The following is an 18,681-nucleotide window of genomic DNA, read 5'->3' as shown; positions in this document are numbered from 1 at the left end:
CTGATTTAATGGGAATATTTACCGCAGCCGGGTTTACGGGTGTATAGCAACGATTACGCTACTGGCTCAAGCTGCTTCCGGCCTTACTGACGGTGTACGATAAGGTGCAACGTAATACTTATGCCGCTGTAATCAGCTCCATTTAACCTCTTGGAGAGAAAGTCTTAATTCGGCTGATCACTTTTTCCTCTTCTTCTGGCGCAGTACTGTGCTCCTGAACCCGACGTGACAAAACCATTACGTTCTGTCACCTGACAATTACCGCAATAAAATCAGGAGCAAATGATGAGCCGCTTACATACCATCACCGAAGGCGAAGCCACCGGTAAAACCGCACAGCTGTTCAGCGCCATCAAAGGCAGCATGGGTAAAGTGCCGAACGCCTATCTGACCATTGGCACGCAATCCCCGGAAATACTGGGCCAGATGTTGCAACTGAACGCCGCACTGCATAAGGGGAGTCTCAGTGCGCGCGAACTGGAAGCCATTAACCTTGCGGTAAGCGAAGAGTCTGGCTGTGACTACTGCCTGGCGGCACATACGCTGATGGCAAAAAAGGCCGGATACACTGACGATCAGACGCGTGAATTACGTGAAGCCCGCTTCAGCGAGGATGCGCACATTGATGCGCTGGTGAAGTTCGTTCAGTACCTGGTTTCATCCCGCGGTACCGTGGCGGCTGAGCATGTCGAGACCTTCCGTCAGGCGGGGTTCAGCGACCAGCAGGTCGTGGAAACTATCGGTGCCGTTAGCGCCATCCTGTTTACCAATATGGTGAACCGCGTGAACGACACCGTTGTCGATTTTCCCAAAGTGAGCTGAGGTTTCATAACCTCAGCGACGCAGGAGAGCGTAACCCTACGCCTCTCCTGATTTTTTACTTTTTAACGGGCCCGGTGCGTGAAGCGCCGGGCCTTTTTTCGTTAACGAAGATGTGGCGGGTGCGCCCCCTGCAACAGGTTTTGCCAGGCCCGGCGCGGCCTTGCTCAACAAGCAAGGAATTTAAAACCGATCGGTTTTTTTTATTTTCCGCAGTCTGGCTTTTTTGACGCGCAGAACGCATATTAAAACGATTGGTTTTTGCTGCAAAAACAACCGCATGGCTGGGACTACATTGAGGCCTTCCTTCTGGCTGCGCCCTTCAACAACCCCCGCCTTTGACGGCTGTTTTCTGGTTAACGCTTGCCGCGAGCCTGTCGAAGCGCTGACCCTTGTGCGCAACTTCCGCAGCGCAGTTGTGGCACAGCCAGGGCTGAACATTCCTGAAGAGGACGCCAGAGAGAATCGCGACGTGATGGCTGACATTATCTGGTCTACCCTGGCTGAAGCCTGCCCGCTAACGATAAGCCCGCTGTCAGCGTGAAACAGAAAGCCTTTCGTACTCTGGAGCCTGCATGATACGTCTTGAAGATGTGACCTTGTTCGTCCGTTCCGCCGCGCTGGGCAGTTTTTCCAGCGCCGCGCGCGAAGCCGATATTCTCCCCGGCCAGGTCAGCGCGGCGGTCAATCGCCTTGAGCGGGATCTGAATAAACGGCTGTTTGCCCGCTCAACCCGCAGCCTGCGTCTCACCGCCGAAGGGGAAGCCTGGCTACCCTATGCGCAGGAGATGCTGAATATTCTGCAAGCGGGCGCGGAGCGACTTCAGAGCGGAGAAAATGAAATCCAGGGTGAGCTAAAAATTTCCGTCCCCTCAGATCTCGGGCGCAACGTTTTATTGCCCGTAATCACTGCGTTCTGCGAGAAGCATCCCGGAGTATCGCTGCGTATCTTCATATCCGATAACGTCAGCGATGTGTTTCGCGATCCGGTGGACGTGGCTATCCGCTACGGCGTTCTGGAAAACAGCAGCTACGTTGCTTTGCCTCTGGCGGAAGATAACCGACGTGTACTGGTCGCCTCTCCCGCCTATCTGAATAAGAAGGGCCGCCCACGACAGCTCGACGATCTGGCTCTGCATCACTGTCTGCTTTATACGCTGAACGGTCATGTTTATGACAAATGGACCTTCCCGGAAAAGGGCGGCAGACGCCAGCTGACGGTGAGCAGCCGGATGCTGTGTGACGATGCGGACCTTGCCCGTCGCTGGGCCGTGGCGGGAATGGGTATTGCCTATAAATCATGGATCGATGTTAGCGCAGACGTGCTGGCAGGCCGGCTTGAGGTGTTGCTGCCGGAACAGCCTGGGGAGGGGGTGCCACTTAACCTTATCTGCCCTCACCGTAAACAGTTCTCGCCTGCGATACGCGAGCTACATGCGCAGCTGCGTGAAAAACTCAAAGCTGTCACGGCGCTGATGCACACTCATCCTGCTTTTTTGCCAGGTGCTCAGGATGCGCAACCCGCGGACAGCGCCTGATAGAAGGCCATTTCAGGGGAATGGCCTTACCGGGCTTATTTTGACAGCGTTGCGGTCATATCAACCTGATTGCCGCTAGCGCTTGCGGTGATTTTATATTCTGCCCCCGCCTGCTGTGCCTGGCGGGCAATGTGTGCTTCCGCATCATCCAGAAACACGCAGTCAACGTCTGTGTTCATCCTGGTTTCGTCCAGACTGACCGCAGATGCGTATTGGTCAAAGAAGTATCAGGAGACAATGATGCACCGGGTAGGTTTACTGATTTCCGATCATTTTCAGGTTCTGGGGTTGTCCACGCTGAGTATCTTTGAGTTTGCGAATCAGGTGGCTGGCGAACCTTTTTATGACTGTAACGTTTATTCAGAGCGCGGCGGTTCTGTGAAAACCTCTTACGGCTTCGGCGTTGACAGCCAGCCTGTTGCTGCAAATATGGAGATCGATACCTGGCTGGTGGCGGGCGTGTTGACGCCCCTGGAGCTGCCCGCATCGCAGGGCATTGTTGATTTTCTGCAGACGCACGCGCCCCGGGCGCGTCGGGTGGCAGGGATCTGTACCGGGGCATTCGTGCTGGGTCAGGCGGGCCTGTTATCTGACCGTCGCGCCACTACCCACTGGATGCATGCGCAGAGTCTCAAGTCCCTGCATCCCACCACCCGGGTAGAAGAAGATCGCATCTTTATTATTGACGACGCAATCTGGACATCCGCGGGGCTTACCGCCGGGCTGGATATGGCGCTGGGCATGGTTGAGAAAGATCTCGGTGCCGAAGTGGCCCGCTCCGTGGCACACCTGCTGGTTATGCACCACCGTCGCTCCGGCGGGCAGACGCAGCACTCTGAGATGCTGATGCTCTCTCCTCGCAGCGACCGCCTGCAGTCAGCCCTGGAGTATGCGCGCAACAACCTCAGCAAACCCCTGACCATCGAGAGCATTGCGGATGCGGTCCACGTCAGCGCGCGGCAGCTCAGCCGCCTGTTCCGCACTGAAACGGGAAAATCGCCAGCCAAAGCGATTGAAGGACTGCGGCTGGAAAATGCCCGGCTGCTGATCGAGCAGAGCAAGCTGTCGATGGAGGTCATTGCCCGTGAATCCGGCTTCCGCGATCGCCGTCATATGCGCGAGGTCTTTATCCGGGGTTACGGCATTCCCCCCCAGTCGCTGCGCACCGGCAAAGCCTGACCCTCCTCTTTTTCTGGCTCCTCACCCTCCTGACTCATGATGACCGGCATCCGGCCATCATGATGTCCGAAATCACGACCTTTCTCGTCAGCCGCGCCGGCACCTGACTGCGTACTATGTATTCACCGACCCGATAACTGACAAGGTGAACAACATGACGCAGCACACCCACCTGGTCCGCGCCACCGCCACGCCGTGCTGTGACAGTGACGGTCTGTCGGTTGACCCGCGCGATCCAACTATCGTCATGAGCGCACGGGAGAGGGTTGACGCGGCGCTCATCGGATTTGCTCGCGACCCACGTATTACCATTCCGTCCCTTAACGATTCTGCGAAGGAGTAAGACCATGAAATTGACCAATAACACCATCTTTATCACTGGCGGCACCTCTGGCATCGGCCGCGCAATGGCAGAAAAATTCCATCAGCTGGGTAACCAGGTGATCATTTCCGGGCGCCGGGAGGCGCTGCTGAAGGATGTCACCGCCGCCAGTCCGGGCATGGATTATGTGGTGCTGGATGTGACCCGCGCCAACAGCATTCAGGCCGCCGCAGAGCAGGTGCTGAAGCGCTATCCGGCCCTGAATGTGGTCATCAATAACGCCGGTATCATGCCGTTTGACAACGCGGCAGGCGAGCTGGATGACGCCCAGGCGGTTACGCTGCTGAACACCAATATTCTGGGGCCGGTGCGCGTCAGCGCGGCGTTTATTGAGCACCTCAAACAGCAGCCAGACGCCGTACTGATCAACAACAGCTCGGTGCTGGCCTTCCTGCCGCTGGCCACCAACGCGCTCTATTCGGCGACGAAAGCCGCGATTCACTCCTACACCCTTTCCCAGCGCTTCCTGCTGCGCGACACCAGCGTGCAGGTCATCGAAATTTCCCCGCCGTGGGTGGATACGGATCTGATTTACAAGAGCGGTGACCCGCGCGCCATGCCGCTGGAGGCGTTCATCAGCGAGACGTTTGACAAGCTCGGTACAGACACCATTGAAGCTATCGTCGATCGCGTGCTGCCTGTGCGCGATAACCCGGGGGCAAACGAGCATACCCTGGTAAACCAGTTCAACCAGTCGGTCGCGGATAACCCAATCCCTGTTCAGTAAGCTCTGCAGGGGCCTCGCGCCCCTGTTCTTTCCGGAGATGGATCATGAACGCTGTTATCACCGCTTCCCAGCGCCGTGCCCTGCGCGCGCTGAGCATCGCCTATTTTGTCCAGGCGACCGGTGCGCTCTCTGTCGCGGGTAGCCTGCCCGCTATTTCCGCCGCCTGGCAGTTGACCGATGCACAGAGCGCACGCTTGCTAAGTATTTTCGGCCTGACCTTTGCCCTGGCCGCCCCGCTGGTTCAGGTGATGTTTGGTCACTGGCGCCGTCGCCAGCTGGTGCTCACGGGCATCGGGCTTTTTGGCTCTGGCGCCTTCGCGTTTGCGCTGTCACCCTCCTACGATGCGCTACTCGCCTCCCGCATACTGATGGGCGCAGGGGCAGGATTTATCGGCCCGGTGCTGGTTGCGCTGGGTTCAGAGCTGGTTCATGAAGAGCAACGCGGTCGCGCTATCGGCATGGTACTCCTGGGGGTATCGATGGCGAGCCTCGCCGGTATTCCCCTCGCCGCGTGGATTGCCAGCCTGTGGGGAGCAAAAGCGCTTTTTGCCCTGGTGGGCGGCGTAAGCCTTTTGAGCGGGCTGAACATCCTCCTGACGGTGCCGGATGAGCGCACAGGGTCGCACATCCGGCTCACTGAGATGGTCAGCGTCCTGTCACAAGGAAAATACCTGACGGCATTCCTGGTAGTGTTTTTCATTACCTCCGGCGTTTACAGCTTTTATTCGTTCATCGCCCCGCTCATACGCGATACCTACACCGGCGGGACACAGGCTCTCTCCGCGGCGCTTGCCGTACTGGGCATCGCTGGGGTGCTGGGCAACCTCTGGGTGACCCGAGCCGCCGCGCGCTTTACGTCTGAAAGGTTGCTGATGGCGGGCATGACGCTGCTGATCATCGACACCGCGCTGATTGCCCTGCTGCCGAAAATGTTGGTCGTGTTGCTGGTGATGCTCGTTGTCTGGGCCTTTGCCACCGACCTGCTCTGGCCCAGTCAGCAACGCAGGATCGTTGAACTGTCGTCTGTCCGGCACCGTGGTATCGCTCTGGCGCTGACCAGCGCCTTTATGTTCGGCGGCATTGGATTTGGCTCTGCGGTAGCCTCGTGGGTTTATCCCCTGGCGGGATTTTACGGGCTGGCCGGCATATCGGTGACCTTTATTTTGCTGGCGCTGATCAGCCTGCGGCTGTCAGAAAAGCTCAGAAAACCTGTGGTAATCGCTGAGCCCTGTAAAAATGAAGCCTGAGCGCTGTATCAGCGATGCTGAGATCCCTGCCAGATAATGGCGGGGATGATTCATCACCATAGTAAGCGATTACTGTCGTGACGACAGCGACGCACGTGGGGCAACCTCTGGTATTTCCCCACTTAAGCGGCGGCGGCCCCCAAAACCACATAAATATCATGCCATTGTAGAAACAATTTTTAACATTACCTGTTTACATTGAAATGATTATTCATATCATCTTGATAATCACTATCACCTCTGCGGTGATGTTTTTGCGCTACGGGGCGTCCATGCCTCCGGCTCGTTGAAAAATCAGGATGATCACAATAATGAAATCGCACAGTTATCGCGCGCTAAGCTCTTGTTTATTCATGACATTAGCCGCCAATGCCTCTGCCGAAGTACAAAAAGATGAGACGCTGGTGGTCGCTGCCAGCCGTACCAATCACAGCATCACCGACATGGCGCAGACCACCTGGGTTGTGGAACAGGCTGAAATTGAACAGCAGGTTAAGGGGGGTAAGGAGCTGAAAGAGGTGCTGGCGCAGTTAATTCCCGGCATGGACGTCAGCAGCCAGGGGCGCACCAACTACGGGATGAATATGCGTGGTCGATCCATGATGGTGATGGTGGACGGCGTGCGTTTAAACTCCTCGCGCAGCGACAGCCGCCAGCTGGACTCAATCGATCCGTTTAATATTTCCCGCATTGAGGTCATCTCCGGCGCCACCTCCCTCTACGGCGGCGGCAGTACCGGCGGCTTAATCAATATCGTCACCAAAAAGGGCCAGCCGGAAACGGAAGTCGAGTTCCAGACCGGCCTGAAAACCGGCTTCAACAGCCATAACGATAATGACGAGAACGTCGCAGCGGCGGTGAGCGGTGGCAACGATAACGCTTCCGGGCGCCTGTCAGTGGCCTATCAGCGCTTTGGCGGCTGGTACGATGGCAATGGCGATGAGGTGATCATCGATAACACCCAGACCGGTTTGCAATACTCTGACCGTCTGGACGTGATGGGCACCGGCACGCTGAATATCGACGATCATCAGCAGTTGCAGCTCACCACGCAGTATTACAAAAGTGAATCTGACGGTAAGCACGGCCTTTATCTGGGCGAGAACTTCTCGGCAGTAACGGGCGCGGGCAACGCCTATAACAAAAACAATCTCGACTCCGACCGTATCCCCGGCACCGAACGTCACCTGATTAACCTGCAATATTCCAACACCGATTTCTGGGGCCAGGATCTGCTCGCCCAGATTTACTACCGCGATGAGAGCCTGACCTATTACCCCTTCCCTACGCTTTCCGGCGGTCGGGTCACCAGCATTGGCGCATCGCAGCAAAAAACCGATTTCTACGGCGGCAAGCTCACCATCAACAGCAAGCCGGTGGAGGCATTGACGCTGACATGGGGTGTGGATGCCGAGCATGAAACCTTCGACGCCAACCAGCAATTTTTCGACCTCAGCAAGGCGGCGGCCAGCGGGGGGATGAAGCTGGATAATGCCTATAACGTTGGACGCTATCCGGGCTACAGCATTACTAACCTCGCCCCGTTCCTGCAAAGTAGCTACGACTTCTCCGCGATCACCCTGAGCGGCGGCGTGCGCTATCAGTACACGGAAAACAAGGTCGATGATTTTATTGGCTATACGCAGCAGCAGGCCATTGCCACGGGCAGAGCGACCTCCGCAGACGCCGTGCCGGGCGGAAAGACGGATTACAACAACCTGCTGTTTAACGCCGGTATTCTGGGTCATCTGACCGAACGCCAGCAGCTGTGGTTTAACTTCTCCCAGGGCTTTGAGATCCCGGATCTGGCGAAATATTATGGCTCCGGCACCTATCAGCTGGTGAACGGTCATTATCGCCTGGTCAACAGCGTGAACGTGAACGACTCAAAACTCGACGGGATCAAAATTGATGCCTACGAGCTGGGCTGGCGTTACACCGGGGATAATCTGCGCACGCAGATTGCCGGGTATTACTCTCTGTCTGACAAAACCATCAACATTAATAAAAGCGACATGACCATCAACGTTGAAGATGACGAACGTCGTATCTACGGTGTTGAAGGCCAAATCGACTATTTCTTCACTGACAGCGAGTGGAGCACCGGTACAAACTTCAACGTCATCAAATCGGAAACCCGCGTCGACGGAAAGTGGGAAAAGCTGACGGTAGACAGCGCCAGCCCGTCTAAGATGAGCGCATGGGTTACCTGGGCGCCGGGCGACTGGACGTTGCGTATGCAAAGCACCCAGACGTTCGACCTCTCTGATGAAGCCGGTAAGAAGATCGATGGCTATAACACCGTGGACTTCTTAGGCAGTTATCTTCTGCCGGTCGGTAAGCTGAGCTTCAGCGTCGAAAACCTTCTGGATGAAGACTACACCACCGCATGGGGCCAGCGCGCACCGGGTCTCTACAGCCCAACCTACGGTGCTGAAAACCTCTATACCTACAAAGGCCGCGGTCGTACCTTCGGCCTGAACTACTCGGTCTTATTCTGATCGTCACCACTGCCGCCTGCAATACGGGCGGCAGTTTTTAGCGCAACGGCCCATTTACGTTACACTCTGGATCCTGAGCAACCCACCCGCTACTGCTGAGAGGATCGTCTATGCCTGCACGGGATTTATCCAGAATGGGGGCCGCCAATGTAGCGCTAACGGTCAGTCATAGCGGTCAGGCCGTTATTGAAAAGTCTCCTGTTGGCGCGGTGGAGTTTGGTTTTTATCAGAACGCTGCTACGTCGCTTAACGAGGCGGGCATTGCGACTCCGGCGCTCTTTTCCGCCGATGCCACCCTGCGCAAATTATGCATGGAGTATATTCCTTACCCGGTTGAACAGTCTGATGTCGCCAGTGATGAGGTTCTCACGATGCTGGCACGTCTGCACCGTTATCCGGTGAATACCGCATGGCATTACCACCCGCACTCATGGTCAGAGAGGGCCCTCGAAAAAGCGCTCATCCTGCTGGCGTTACCTGAAAAAAGCGCACGGCAGCTTCAGCAATTTCAGCAGCGTAGTGATGTGCTGTTTAGCGGCCACCGTCTCATTTCAGGGGACAGCAATGCGGGTAACTGGGGAAGAAGAGAAAACGGTGAGGTCGTGCTGTTCGACTGGGAACGGTTTGGAAAAGGGAGTCCTGCTATCGACCTTGCCCCACTTATAAAGGGAATGGGGACGATGCGAGCGTATACGGACCTCGCTGAACGCTACTGCACGTTAACTTATCACCATAGTGTCAATGAATTAACGAGAGAAATTGCCATCGCTAAGGCATGGATTGTCACCGAAGTCATTTTGTTACTTTACGAGCGGCAAAAGAGCGCGTTCTCCTTGTATCAAACCTGGTATCAATCACACCTCCCTGACTGGTTAGAGGACACCGCACGACGATTATGAATACAGTCATACGGGCGACCTTGACAGGCATCATTACCCCGGTGAAAATGCTGTACATTAAAACAGTATTTATAAGGGGTATGTAATGTTCGTTGAACTGGTGTACGACAAACGAAATGTTGCCGGGCTTCCGGGCGCCAGAGAGATCATCCTGGCTGAACTGACGAAGCGAGTGCATCGGATCTTTCCGGATGCCGAGGTGAAGGTTAAGCCGATGCAGGCGAACGGCCTGAATAGCGATGCCAGTAAAAGCGATCGGGAAAAGCTGAACCGTATGCTCGAAGAGATGTTTGAAGAAGCCGATATGTGGCTGGTTGCGGATTAAGCTCAGAAAGCCGCGCATAATCATAGTAGGTGCCGCAGACCGCTTCGTGCCAGAAGCCGTTACTGACCCCTTCATTATGACCTGCCAGGATCAACCTTTTAAGAGTGAGAACGTTTAAAGACGTTTTGGCCGTGTTGCGAAGTAGACTACCGCTGCGCCGATAGCGACGATGAGCGTATCTTCAATTATGCCGCTTCTGGTCTGCCCAATTTCTGCTATGGCTTTTTTGCGTGCCGCAAGTGTGGCATAGGCAAGTGGCACAGCGGCAGAGATAGCGATTGCTGCCCCGGTTTTTTCTTCTCCCTTGGGTGCCAACGCGGCGCCCGCAATTCCTGCACTGGCCACACGCGCTGACAAGCCTAAAAACACGGTGCGGTCTGGCGCTGACTTCATCTTATCGCCAAACAGCTCACCTGCCCCCATCGCTAATGCGCCAAATTTGAATAACGGACGGTCCAGCAGCATGAGGCTCCCCGGAGTGTCGCGTCTGGCAAGGCGTGCTGCTGCGAGGGCCGCCATCGGCGTCATAGAACGGCAGCTGGCGACAACACCAATTAGAGCGGAATATACAAATCTGATTATTTTCATAATTAATCTCCCGGAGAAACAGAATTTTATTAATTATTGAGTGTTATTAGGGGGCAAGGCAGTCACTCCCGGCCTGATTCACGCATGTGTATGGCCACGTTTTTTAAGCGCTTTCATCTGAGTAATCAGTTGCATCCTGCACTGCCATAAGCCTGTCTTACTGTGTCGGCAGAATGAAAACGTTGACCAGGGTGCAGCTTCCTGTGCAATTTCAACTGCAATAGTCATTATAGATGAATAGCCTGATATAGCTGATGACCTGGAGATATCAGATCTGATTGAAGTCTGACTCGTGAAGGCTGCAACAGAAGCCCTGTGCCAGAGCATTATGCTCAGCATTGGCTCCATGCCCGGCATCGGATAACCGTACTGGGCCCACATAGAAAACGGCCAGCCTGTCGGCTGCTCCGCCCGCGCCACCGTGATAGTAATGAGATAAGCGCTGCCCTTGCCCGGCTAACAAAACGTCCGCTCAGATTTTCAGCGTATCGATCACCGCTCTCAGGGCCGGTGAGACGTTGCGATGGGGATAATAGAGGAACAGCCCGTCCATGCGCAGGCTGAAGCGCTGCAACACCCGGATCAGCGTCCCACGCTCCAGATCGTTCGCCACCAGCTCGACCGGCACATAAGCCAGCCCCAGGCCCAGCCGGGCGGCTTCGGCTTCCATATAGCTGTCAGAAAATGCCCACTGCCCCTCGGGGCGATGGGTGACGCTTTTACCGTCCTGAATGAGCTCCCACTGATAAAGGCCCCCATCGGCAAACTGATAGCCAATACAGGGGTGGGCAACTAAATCCGCAGGCGTCTGGGGAAAGCCGTAGCGGCGCAAATGTTCAGGTGTACCGACCACGGCCATCTCCATGTCAGGCGTAATGCGCACCGCGACCATCCCCTGACCCACCTCCGGCCCCAGTCTGACACCTGCGTCGAAGCGTTCGGTAATGATGTTCACAAACCGGCTCTCATTCATCAGCTCCAGCCGGATATCCGGGTAGCGCTGTTTAAATATCGCCAGCTTCGGCAACAGACATTTATCAATGGCATGCTGACTGGCGTTAATGCGCACCGTACCGGAAGGCGTTTCACGGTAGTGCGCCAGCGTGGCAAGCCCGCTATCCAGAGCATCGAAGGCGGATTCTGTCGCCTGATAAAGTTGCTCCCCCGCCTGGGTCAGGGATAGCCTGCGCGTGGTGCGCACCAACAGCTGCACGCCCAACCGCTCTTCCAGCTCGCGAACAGAGCGGCTGATCCCCGACTGGGCCAACCCAAGCCGCCGGGCTGCGGCGGTGAAGCTCCCCTCCCGCGCCACCTGCATAAAGAGATAGAGCTCGTTGTAATTTTCCCGCTTCGCCATAACGCCACCAATTCATAACAATATGATATGAATCTTAGCACCCTTCCCCCTCTAATCATCACTATTACTGCTAACTATACTGGCCTCAACATCACAACACAGCCCGGTACCTCTTATGAAAACATTCACCCAAAAACTGACGGCAGCCATGCCTGCAATGCTGCTATGCGCCTCTTTAAGTGGAGTAACAACCATGAGTTATGGAGAGACAACCAATCCGAACGCCCCGGTGTCGATGGTCACCACATGGGACAAGACATTTGCTGAAAGCAAAAAGGTCGATCACCGTAAAGTCACCTTCCAGACCCGCTACGGCATTACGCTCGTGGGCGATCTCTATCTGCCGAAAGACCGGGGCGATCGCAAGCTGGCGGCCATCGCGGTCAGCGGACCGTTCGGCGCAGTGAAAGAGCAGTCCAGCGGTCTCTATGCCCAGACCCTGGCGGAGAAGGGCTTTGTCACCCTGGCATTCGATCCCTCTTACACCGGTGAAAGCGGCGGGCAGCCGCGCAATGTCGCTTCTCCCGACATCAACACCGAAGATTTCAGTGCGGCGGTGGACTTCCTTGGACTACAAAAAGAGGTGGATCGCAACCGCATCGGTATCCTTGGCATCTGCGGCTGGGGCGGTATGGCGCTGAATGCGGCCTCGATGGATACCCGCGTGAAAGCGGTCGCCACCAGCGTGATGTACGACATGAGCCGGGCGATGGGCCACGGCGTGGGTGACGGTAAAGACCGCTACTCGGCAACCGATCGCCATGCTGTGCTCGAGTATCTGAACGAGCAGCGCTGGAAAGATGCAGAGAGCGGCACCTTTGCCCATGCCGGACATGATATTTATGTCGAAAACGGCAAAGCGACCGCCGCTGAACGTATTCTGCCGGAAGCGTTACCTGCCGATCCGCATCCGGTACTGAAAGAGTTCTTTGATTACTACCGGGTGCCGCGTGGTTTCCACGAGCGCGCCGTAAACTCCACCGGCGCATGGACCGCGACCATGCCGCTGTCGTTCATGAACATGCCGCTTTTGAGCTATGCCAAAGAGATCGCCATCCCGACGCTGATCGTCACCGGTGAAAAGGCGCACTCGCGCTACTTTGCTGAAGATGCCTACAAAGCCGTCGGCAGCAAGCAGAAAGAGCTGGTGGTTGTCCCGGGCGCTAACCATGTCGATCTCTACGACAACGTCGCCGGTAAGATCCCGTTTGCGCAGTTTGAGCAGTTCTTCAAAACCAGCCTGAAGTAATCCTCTCCGCCACCTGTCCCTGGCAGGTGGCGTTGTTTTCCCCCTTCGTGAAATCTGATTATGTCCACACTGAGCCAAACCACACAGAGTAACGAACGCGCGTACTGGGGCGCTATTTTTGCCATGACCCTGTGCGTATTTGTCCTGATTGCCTCGGAGTTTATGCCGGTCAGCCTGCTGACTCCCATTGCCCGCGATTTAGGCGTCACCGAGGGTCTGGCCGGCCAGGGGATTGCCATCTCCGGCGCGCTGGCGGTCCTGACCAGCCTGAGCCTGACCCGTATTGCCGGGAATATGAACCGTAAAACGCTTCTGCTGGGTATGACGGCGCTGATGGCGGCGTCCGGGCTGCTTATTGCCTTTGCGTCCAGCTACCTGGTCTATATGGTCGGACGCGCCCTGATTGGGATCGCCATCGGTGGCTTCTGGTCCATGTCTGCCGCAACGGCCATCCGCCTGGTGCCGCAACATCAGGTCTCCCGTGCGCTGGCGATTTTCAACGGCGGTAATGCCCTGGCAACGGTGGTGGCCGCCCCGCTCGGCAGCTATCTTGGAGCCACCATCGGCTGGCGCGGAGCCTTTCTGTGCCTGGTTCCGGTGGCAATCATCGCGTTCATCTGGCAGTGCTTTAGCCTGCCGAAGATGGAGAATGACCGGGCGGCACAGGGTACGGTATTGCGCCTTTTCCGCCAGCCTGTGGTGCGCGTGGGCCTGTTAGCCTGCGGTCTGTTCTTTATGGGACAGTTCGCGTTATTCACCTACGTGCGCCCATTCCTGGAAACCGTCACCCACGTCAGCGCCTCCGGCTTGTCGCTGATCCTGCTTACCATCGGTATCGCGGGATTTGTTGGCACGCTGATTATCGCCGGCTTTTTAAATACACGCTTTTACCCGACGTTAATGGCGATCCCCCTGCTGATGGCCACCATTGCCGGAATGTTGATCCTGACCGGGCACAGCGCCTGGATCGTCGCCCTGCTGTTGGGTCTCTGGGGTCTGCTGGCAACCGCAGCGCCAACGGGATGGTGGGCGTGGCTCGCCCGTACTCTGCCCGAGGATGCAGAGGCCGGTGGCGGACTGATGGTGGCGGTGATCCAGCTCTCGATTGCGCTGGGCTCCACGGCGGGCGGCATGGTGTTCGATAACCTTGGCTGGCAAAGCACCTTTGGCATGAGTGCTATTTTGCTGCTGAGCGCGGGGGCGCTGACATTTTTGACGGCATCTAAAAACCAGTAGAATCAATAAAATACCCCGGAGCACGCGCCGGGGCAGGAGGATCAGAGAGAAAGCTCAGAATCTTTAATATTGGCAATGGGGCCCAGGATTGAGCTGTCAAATTCGCGTAAGGTTCGGCCTGCGGCAACACGCTCAGGCCAGTCGTGATTTGCCAGCGCGCCGCGCCCAAGTGCAATGAAATCGGCTCCCTTCTCCATGACCTGTATTGCCCGCGCCTCATCGTGGAGACTGCCATTAGCCATAATCGTCAGCTGTGGTGCATATTTACGGGCCAGTTCGACAAGTGAGAGCGGGTTATCAGCAAATGCTGGCTGCCAGGCTTCATACTCCGTCAGGTGCAGATAATCGATACCGGATTGCGCAAGCAGCGAAAATACCACCCGGGCATCGTCTTCCCCATTAGCCCATTTATGGAAGAAGTCGTTCACTTTCCCCTGCGAGATACGGATCCCTACCGGAATATCATGACCTACTCGCTGTCTGACAGACTGAATGACGTCAAGGCTGAGTTGAAGGCGGCCAGCGATGTCCCCGCCCCAGCGGTCAGATCGCGGGTTGGTGTAATCCGTGAAGAACTGATCGAGAAGATAGCCATTGGCACCATGGATCTCCACACCATCAAAGCCAGCGTCGAAAACGGCAGCCGCAGCCGCATCGGCAAAGCTTGTGATAATCTTCTGGATCTCCTCTTCACTGAGTTCACGTGGTACAGGATACTCACCTTTTCCACGATAAAATGACATCTGTTGGCCCACTGGACGAACGGCGCCTGGTGCCACTGTTCCCGTCCTGAAATAGTTCCCCTGCGACAATGCGCCAGCGTGCTGGATTTGGGCAAAAATGTGGCCGTTATGCTTGTGGACTGCGTCGGTGACGTTGCGCCATCCCGCAATCTGTTCCGGGCTGGTTAAGCCAGCCTGAAAAGCATAGGTCTGTGACCATTCCTTATCAATGTAAATACCTTCTGATATCACCAGGCCGAATCCACCCCGGGCGAAGTCTTCGTAGTAAATCGTCATACGATCGCTGGCGATGCCCTCCACTGAGGCGGTGACACGGGTCATGGGCGCCACCACCAGACGGTTTTTTAAGACAACCTTTCCAATATGCCCCGGGGTAAAAAGGGATGATTTGTTCATACGTTACTCCTGATTAATTAAATCGTAAACGCACTATAATCATTGTTTAATCAGGCTTAAACGGGGCAAAATGATAAGGCTGTATAACGTTTATCGTTATAATCACGATGGCCGTTAGATAACTTTTGCGCTGATTCTGATACCGGAGCCGCTATGAATTTGCAGGATGTTTCACTCTTTCTCGTTATCACCGAAACGCGCAGTCTGACGCAGGCAGCGAAACGACAGGGTCTTTCCGCCATGGCCGTTTCAAGACGCCTCGCCTCCCTTGAACACGAGCTGGGAACGCGCCTTTTACAGAGAACGACGCGCTCTGTCTCTTTAACTCAGGAAGGAATGGAATTTCTGCCTTACGCACGGGCGCTTATTGATGCAGAGGCAGGTGCCCGTGCGCTATTCTCTCCCTCAACCCAGGGCGCGTCCGGATTACTGAGGATCACTGCCCCATCAGGCTTTGGAAGACGAAATATTTTGCCTCTGGTTTCTGAACTGTTAGCGGACAATTCAAAGCTGAATATTGACCTTCAACTCAGCGAGAATGTAGTTGATATTGTTGGGAAAGGATTCGATGTCGCCATCCGCATCGCGCCATTAAAAGACTCCACGCTCATTGCCCGCAAAATTACTGATAATCCGCGGATCGTCTGCGCTTCACCCGATTACCTGAAGGCGAATGGCGTACCTCATTTTGTTGAAGATTTACTGCAGCACAGTTGCCTCAGACTCAGCAGCGTGCCTCAATGGCTGTTTGAACGTGATGGTGACGTTATCAGGATCGGTGTTGATGGGCGTTTCAGCTCCGATAACGTCGAAGGAATAAGAGAACTCTGTTCTCACGGACTGGGCATTGCGCAGCTTACCCGCTGGGATGTCATGAAAGAGCTCCACGAAGGCACGCTTGTTGAGATTAATTTTTCTGATGTCAGGCCGCAGGCGTTATCGGTCTGGGCCGTACTGCCAACAACACGTTATCTTCCTCTGCGGGTCAGTATGTTTATCGATAAATTGAAGTCATCGCTGATCTCAACCGCTACGGGCTGAAATATGTCACGACAGATCTCTCTTTTTTAGTCCGGAGATGGCCCCCGCTCAATGCCATATTGCCTTGATTGACGTCCTGACGGGTATGTAAGGCGTTGTTCCGACCGCCGGGCTGATGGCGAAACAAGCCCGTCTCCAGGGGCTGGTGGTCGGCAGCAATCGTATGCGGCAGGACGTTGTCAGAGCGCAGAATCAGACCGGGATCAGCCCCGCCATTTCCGACAGGTTTGAAGGGCTGGCCTCTGTCAGCGAAGCATTCAGCCTCCTTGCGGGCGGAAAGCACTTCGGGAAAATCACAGTTGAATGGTAAGCCATGGATTGCGGCACCTGCATTAATATCGGCTGTACCATGAGCGAATCGCTGAACGATCTGTTTGCTCTGGTGAAATAGGCGCTATATCTAAGACAGGCTGACCTGACGTGGTTGCGTCAGCCTGCTTTATACGCCACCCACTCTTGCCAGACATTTTCTGGGTCAATATCGCGGTAGCCGCGCTCTCTGATCATATCGTTGGCCGCCTCGTCCGGCAGCCGGATGGCCGTAGCACCATCGCGGATTGCCTCTACCTCTTCCTGTGTTAACGCCCGCCCCAGCTCCTGCTCTTTATCAATCAGGACGACGATTAAGGCGGGCACAAAAACAATCTGCATATTTATAATCCCTTAATATGTTTGCCTGCCACTTTATCACTGGCTGTTAAGGTATAGCGCCTGAATCGTGAATTTCATCAGGACGGCAGCTTATGACGCTATAAATCCGGCAAGCCGCTCTGGCAGATGTGGTGCTACTCAGTGCGCTGGGATGCAGTACCTATCGTGCTCACTTTACTCATGTGGGTGTCAGAGGAATAATTGAATGCCTTTTTAAATGAAACAGGCATGCCCGGCATGCCATCTCTCTCTATCTACCTGAAGTGGACATTATTCATTTACGCTGACGTTCAGCCTTTTAGCTTCCATCGTTATTAACTTTTGGGCAACCGTCATATCGCCGCCGTGAACACGATCTATCAGGTTCTGGATGAGCGTAACCATCAAAAAACTTTTGTTAGCAGGAGAGAAATCAGTCATATCGATCCCGCTCTCCTGGAGTTCATGGTGTGCTGCCCTCTCTGTTTCTTCAACAATTCCAGCAGCTTTCTCGTTCATCCGATCAATGTGTGCAAAGACAATACGATTGATCATTTCTATCTGTTCTGGCGTGAAATTTTTTTCCATTATTGTCCCTCGAGAAGGTTAGAAACTCTAAAAATCGGTCATATTGCAACAAATATAATAAATGAATACAGCACCACTTAAATAGTAAGACATTCTTAAGTTTAAAACGGTCAGAGCCTGCTTACGCATCTGTTGCAGTTCATACTTCATGCAACCCCTGACGCCGCGCAGGTTTACCGCCGTGACGCGGTCGAAATCCTCTGCTGTTGCGTCCGCGATCTCTGCCAGCACATTCTGGATCCCGGCGTTGTGGAAGGCGATAACGAGGCGGCCAAAGGTGAGTCGGAGACCCTTTTAATCCTCGCTTCACTGGCGCTGGATATTCAACCTGAACGGGCCGAAGTAGAATTATATCTGTTACGGTACATGGCAGAGCAACGGAGAGATCTTCACACGCAAAAAACAGCAGCATTGGTCTGGCTCAATCTATCTATGCGCCAACCGTTAACTTCCGCAAAAAGGCGCATGACGTCTTCAGCTAAACGTCATGCGCCGCCTGTGAAGGCATCATCCATATTTTAAGGTGAAGGTCATCCCTGATATTTAACTGCTGCCCTCATTCAATTATTGCGTTGCAGCGGCTCACCCTTGCCAGCGTGACTGCCGGATAATATTGCAGAAGTTAAAAGGAGTGAAACCGGGTTCCTTATCCTTAATAACGTCAGCCTTTACGTTACCGAATGTCGTCTGCGGCTTGTGTTTTATACCGTCATAAAATGCCTGAATAATATCCTCTTTAAATGTTGGCGTACGGGGATACTGCTGCGTAACCGCTTTAATATCTGCTTCTGAAAATTTTTCATAATCGATTCCCAGCACATCCATTTCCACGCCTGCGGTAACCAGGGCTATTTCTGGTGCCATGAACTCAGGTATGCCTGGTGTGGTATGGAGTGCAATGGCTGTCCATACCTTATCAATGTCGGCAGGAGCGATACCATATCCCTCCAGAAAGGTACGTGCCGCATTGGCGCCGTCTACTTCAAAACGTTTGTCACAGCTGCAATGCTCATGGGTGAGTCCAATGTCATGAAACATACAGCCAATGTACAGCAGCTCACTGTCTACTTTCAGGCCTCTTTCCTGCCCAGCCAGGGCCGCCCAGTAATAAACCCGGCTTGAATGATTAAACAGCAGCTCTGTTTCGGTGTCCCTGATAAATTCCGTGGCTTCTCTGGCCATACGGCTGTCCGGGACGCTGATACCTTTAATTGCAGTACTCATGAATAACTCCTT

General features: G+C 54.8%; 23 protein-coding genes. 15 read left to right on the top strand and 8 right to left on the bottom strand.

Annotated features, from left to right (window positions below):
- Positions 1–285: 285 nt before the first annotated feature.
- The 3 genes from GNG29_RS10460 (at position 286) to GNG29_RS10450 (ending at position 2,357) form a co-directional block, all read left to right on the top strand.
- The gene (locus tag GNG29_RS10460; protein ID WP_103179466.1) at positions 286–822 is read left to right on the top strand and encodes a carboxymuconolactone decarboxylase family protein; all 537 of its coding nucleotides are present in this window, start codon (positions 286–288) and stop codon (positions 820–822) included.
- A 292-nt stretch (positions 823–1,114) separates the two neighbouring features.
- Positions 1,115–1,363, top strand: a complete 249-nt coding sequence (locus GNG29_RS10455) for a hypothetical protein (protein ID WP_156654437.1) — start codon at positions 1,115–1,117, stop codon at positions 1,361–1,363.
- Positions 1,364–1,394: 31 nt separating this feature from the next.
- Complete coding sequence (locus GNG29_RS10450) at positions 1,395–2,357, top strand: LysR family transcriptional regulator (RefSeq protein WP_156654436.1); 963 nt, start codon at positions 1,395–1,397, stop codon at positions 2,355–2,357.
- Positions 2,358–2,392: 35 nt separating this feature from the next.
- Here the strand turns inward: GNG29_RS10450 and GNG29_RS10445 are convergent, their stop codons facing one another.
- A complete protein-coding gene (locus tag GNG29_RS10445) occupies positions 2,393–2,536 on the bottom strand; it encodes a DUF1471 domain-containing protein (RefSeq protein ID WP_139156337.1) in 144 nt (47 codons plus the stop codon).
- Between the two features lie 61 nt (positions 2,537–2,597).
- Here GNG29_RS10445 and GNG29_RS10440 point away from each other — a divergent pair, with 61 nt between their 5' ends.
- The 7 genes from GNG29_RS10440 to GNG29_RS10410 all read left to right on the top strand — a co-directional run bounded on the left by GNG29_RS10440 (position 2,598) and on the right by GNG29_RS10410 (position 9,617).
- Entirely contained in the window at positions 2,598–3,536 is a 939-nt protein-coding gene (locus GNG29_RS10440; RefSeq protein WP_156655468.1) for a GlxA family transcriptional regulator, read from the top strand.
- Positions 3,537–3,690: 154 nt separating this feature from the next.
- Positions 3,691–3,879 carry a hypothetical protein gene (locus GNG29_RS10435; RefSeq protein ID WP_156654435.1) on the top strand — a complete coding sequence of 63 codons (189 nt, stop codon included), beginning with the start codon at positions 3,691–3,693 and terminating at the stop codon, positions 3,877–3,879.
- A 4-nt stretch (positions 3,880–3,883) separates the two neighbouring features.
- The gene (locus GNG29_RS10430; RefSeq protein WP_156654434.1) at positions 3,884–4,645 is read left to right on the top strand and encodes an SDR family oxidoreductase; all 762 of its coding nucleotides are present in this window, start codon (positions 3,884–3,886) and stop codon (positions 4,643–4,645) included.
- Between the two features lie 44 nt (positions 4,646–4,689).
- Positions 4,690–5,892: an MFS transporter gene (locus GNG29_RS10425; protein WP_156654433.1), complete on the top strand. Its 1,203-nt coding sequence runs from the start codon at positions 4,690–4,692 to the stop codon at positions 5,890–5,892.
- Positions 5,893–6,203: 311 nt separating this feature from the next.
- The gene (locus tag GNG29_RS10420) at positions 6,204–8,393 is read left to right on the top strand and encodes a TonB-dependent siderophore receptor (protein ID WP_156654432.1); all 2,190 of its coding nucleotides are present in this window, start codon (positions 6,204–6,206) and stop codon (positions 8,391–8,393) included.
- 110 nt (positions 8,394–8,503) lie between these two features.
- A complete protein-coding gene (locus tag GNG29_RS10415) occupies positions 8,504–9,292 on the top strand; it encodes a phosphotransferase family protein (protein WP_156654431.1) in 789 nt (262 codons plus the stop codon).
- Positions 9,293–9,377: 85 nt separating this feature from the next.
- The gene (locus GNG29_RS10410; RefSeq protein WP_103179457.1) at positions 9,378–9,617 is read left to right on the top strand and encodes a DinI family protein; all 240 of its coding nucleotides are present in this window, start codon (positions 9,378–9,380) and stop codon (positions 9,615–9,617) included.
- A gap of 114 nt (positions 9,618–9,731) precedes the next feature.
- On the opposite strand, the gene GNG29_RS10405 is transcribed toward GNG29_RS10410, so the two are convergent.
- Entirely contained in the window at positions 9,732–10,205 is a 474-nt protein-coding gene (locus tag GNG29_RS10405; protein WP_103179456.1) for a hypothetical protein, read from the bottom strand.
- A gap of 472 nt (positions 10,206–10,677) precedes the next feature.
- Positions 10,678–11,562, bottom strand: a complete 885-nt coding sequence (locus GNG29_RS10400) for a LysR family transcriptional regulator (protein ID WP_103179455.1) — start codon at positions 11,560–11,562, stop codon at positions 10,678–10,680.
- Between the two features lie 115 nt (positions 11,563–11,677).
- On the opposite strand from GNG29_RS10400, the gene GNG29_RS10395 reads away from it, so the two are divergent.
- Positions 11,678–12,811, top strand: coding sequence for an alpha/beta hydrolase (locus GNG29_RS10395; RefSeq protein WP_156654430.1), 1,134 nt, complete (start codon positions 11,678–11,680; stop codon positions 12,809–12,811).
- 60 nt (positions 12,812–12,871) lie between these two features.
- Positions 12,872–14,047: an MFS transporter gene (locus GNG29_RS10390; protein ID WP_156654429.1), complete on the top strand. Its 1,176-nt coding sequence runs from the start codon at positions 12,872–12,874 to the stop codon at positions 14,045–14,047.
- 41 nt (positions 14,048–14,088) lie between these two features.
- On the opposite strand, the gene GNG29_RS10385 is transcribed toward GNG29_RS10390, so the two are convergent.
- A complete protein-coding gene (locus tag GNG29_RS10385) occupies positions 14,089–15,186 on the bottom strand; it encodes an NADH:flavin oxidoreductase (protein WP_156654428.1) in 1,098 nt (365 codons plus the stop codon).
- 153 nt (positions 15,187–15,339) lie between these two features.
- Between GNG29_RS10385 and GNG29_RS10380 the strand changes: the two genes are divergently transcribed.
- Both GNG29_RS10380 and GNG29_RS10375 read left to right on the top strand, forming a co-directional pair.
- Positions 15,340–16,227 carry a LysR family transcriptional regulator gene (locus GNG29_RS10380; RefSeq protein ID WP_103179451.1) on the top strand — a complete coding sequence of 296 codons (888 nt, stop codon included), beginning with the start codon at positions 15,340–15,342 and terminating at the stop codon, positions 16,225–16,227.
- A gap of 115 nt (positions 16,228–16,342) precedes the next feature.
- A complete protein-coding gene (locus GNG29_RS10375; RefSeq protein ID WP_103179450.1) occupies positions 16,343–16,537 on the top strand; it encodes a hypothetical protein in 195 nt (64 codons plus the stop codon).
- Positions 16,538–16,656: 119 nt separating this feature from the next.
- Here the strand turns inward: GNG29_RS10375 and GNG29_RS10370 are convergent, their stop codons facing one another.
- The 3 genes from GNG29_RS10370 to GNG29_RS10360 all read right to left on the bottom strand — a co-directional run bounded on the left by GNG29_RS10370 (position 16,657) and on the right by GNG29_RS10360 (position 17,676).
- The gene (locus GNG29_RS10370; RefSeq protein WP_156654427.1) at positions 16,657–16,878 is read right to left on the bottom strand and encodes a hypothetical protein; all 222 of its coding nucleotides are present in this window, start codon (positions 16,876–16,878) and stop codon (positions 16,657–16,659) included.
- Between the two features lie 270 nt (positions 16,879–17,148).
- Positions 17,149–17,445 (bottom strand): nitroreductase, encoded by a 297-nt coding sequence (locus tag GNG29_RS10365; protein ID WP_156654426.1) that lies wholly within the window; start codon positions 17,443–17,445, stop codon positions 17,149–17,151.
- A 27-nt stretch (positions 17,446–17,472) separates the two neighbouring features.
- Positions 17,473–17,676, bottom strand: coding sequence for a hypothetical protein (locus GNG29_RS10360; protein ID WP_231736617.1), 204 nt, complete (start codon positions 17,674–17,676; stop codon positions 17,473–17,475).
- An 18-nt stretch (positions 17,677–17,694) separates the two neighbouring features.
- Here GNG29_RS10360 and GNG29_RS10355 point away from each other — a divergent pair, with 18 nt between their 5' ends.
- Entirely contained in the window at positions 17,695–17,967 is a 273-nt protein-coding gene (locus GNG29_RS10355) for a hypothetical protein (protein ID WP_156654425.1), read from the top strand.
- Positions 17,968–18,027: 60 nt separating this feature from the next.
- Here GNG29_RS10355 and GNG29_RS10350 read toward each other — a convergent pair whose 3' ends face one another.
- A complete protein-coding gene (locus GNG29_RS10350) occupies positions 18,028–18,669 on the bottom strand; it encodes an HD domain-containing protein (protein ID WP_156654424.1) in 642 nt (213 codons plus the stop codon).
- Positions 18,670–18,681: the final 12 nt, after the last annotated feature.

Source organism: Leclercia sp. Colony189 (genome assembly GCF_009740165.1).
Lineage (GTDB): Bacteria > Pseudomonadota > Gammaproteobacteria > Enterobacterales > Enterobacteriaceae > Enterobacter.
The sequence above is the reverse complement of the archived record's forward strand: the minus strand, read 5'-3'. Positions and strand labels throughout refer to the sequence as shown.